This is a genomic window from Streptomyces sp. UH6 (genome assembly GCF_013421635.1).
Classification (GTDB): Bacteria; Actinomycetota; Actinomycetes; order Streptomycetales; family Streptomycetaceae; genus Streptomyces; species Streptomyces abyssomicinicus.
In genome coordinates, this window is record NZ_JACADT010001206.1 from 1 (window position 1) to 1,504 (window position 1,504).

Annotated in this window: 2 protein-coding genes; one reads left to right on the top strand and one right to left on the bottom strand. The window is 67.3% G+C overall.

Annotated elements, in window-relative coordinates; genetic code table 11:
* Positions 1–325: transposase family protein (locus tag HW445_RS30640; protein ID WP_180224051.1), on the bottom strand; the 325-nt coding region annotated here is incomplete at its 3' end.
* 316 nt (positions 326–641) lie between these two features.
* Between HW445_RS30640 and HW445_RS30645 the strand changes: the two genes are divergently transcribed.
* Complete coding sequence (locus HW445_RS30645) at positions 642–1,445, top strand: class I SAM-dependent methyltransferase (RefSeq protein WP_180224052.1); 804 nt, start codon at positions 642–644, stop codon at positions 1,443–1,445.
* Positions 1,446–1,504 lie beyond the last annotated feature (59 nt).

Genomic DNA, 1,504 nt, shown 5'->3' on the forward strand with positions numbered 1-1,504 from the left:
TCGGCAGCAGGGTGCCGTCGAGGATCACGAACGCCTTCGTCCGGATCGTCTTCATCGCCTCGGCCAGGGACGGGGCGATGGCGGCCAGGGCCTCGACGGCTTCACGTATGTAGCGGTGGACGGTCGCGATCCCGATGTCGAAACCGGCAGCGAGCTGGGCGTAGGTGTCACCGCACCGTAGATGGGCCAGGGCGAGCAGTGCCTGACGTGCGGCGGGAAGGCGCCGCCACCGCGTTCCGATCTCCTGCCATCGGGCTGTCAGTTGTCCGGTCAGGAACCGCAGGGTGCGGCTGTACAGATCAACCGAGGACGGGTAGACAAGCACGCGAAGCTCCTGGCGGACAAGGGTGATCTTGGTCGAGAACCCGTCTACCAGGAGCTTCGTCGTTGCGCAGGACAGTACAACTCCCGTTGAGGCGGCGCAGCTTGAAAAGGGCTCACTGTCCCCATCGTGGCCGATGGGGCGCTGGTGGAGTGGGGACCTGCGTTGGTGCGGCGTGCCGCGGTTTCCCACGAAATCCGGTGGAGTCTCAGCGGCCGGAAGTGGTTGGGTCCTGCTCAACGCTTCGCTGACACGGCCGGCACAGTGCGAGGCGCAAGGTCCGAATCGCAGGGCGGTCTAGCCCGCGCGTCGTCGAGTGATGGAGGTTATCGCGGTGGCTGGCTATGAGGCGCTTTCCGACGTATACGAGTGGCTGATCGGGGACGACAGGTTGACCCCCGCTCAGGCAGCCGCGGTTTACTGCAGCGATGTCGTGGGCTCTCTGCCGCCCAACGCACGCGTCCTCGACTGCGCGTGCGGAACCGGCCAGCTCGCCGTCGGTCTCGCGAGTCTTGGCCTTGACGTGGTCGCCGCAGACGCCAGTGATGGGATGGTTCGCCGGACCGAGAAGGCCGCCGACGAGCAGGGTGTCTCGCTTCGAGCCCTCCGCGCGAGCTGGGACGAGCTGCCCGACCACCTGGAGGACTCCACGTTCGATCTGGTGTTCTGCGTCGGCAATTCGCTCGGGCACGCCGAGGGCGTAGCCGGGCGCCTGACCGCACTGGAAGCGATGTCGCGGCTGCTGCATCCGGGCGGACGCCTTGTGCTCCACTCACGCAACTGGGAGCTCGTGCGCTCCGCCGGCTCGCGCGTAGACGTCCGCGATCGGCTCATCCGCCGCAACGACCGCGATGCGGTCGTCAGCTACTACTGGCAGATCGAGCAGCGCTGGGAGCAGGAACACTTCCTCGAGATCGTGGTCGCCCGGATCGAGCCGGATGGGGCAGTGCAAGCCTGCTCGGAGCGGTTGTCCATCTGGCCCTACCGGTACGAGGACCTCGTGGCGCAGTTGCGGAGCGTCGGGCTCACGGTGCAGTCCACCACCTTCGACCCCGAGAGCGATGGATACCTGGTGGTCGCCAGCCGCGACGAGGCGCGAGGCACGTCGGAACCGGCGCGCTGATCCGCCTTTCGTCGTCGTTGCCGACCTGCCAGCTGGCGACCGCCTGCAGCGCTTCGCGA

What these genes read in the sequence shown, in the direction of transcription:
- HW445_RS30645 (WP_180224052.1), top strand. Translation starts at nt 642, where the DNA reads ATGGAGGTTATCGCGGTGGCTGGCTATGAGGCGCTTTCCGACGTATAC.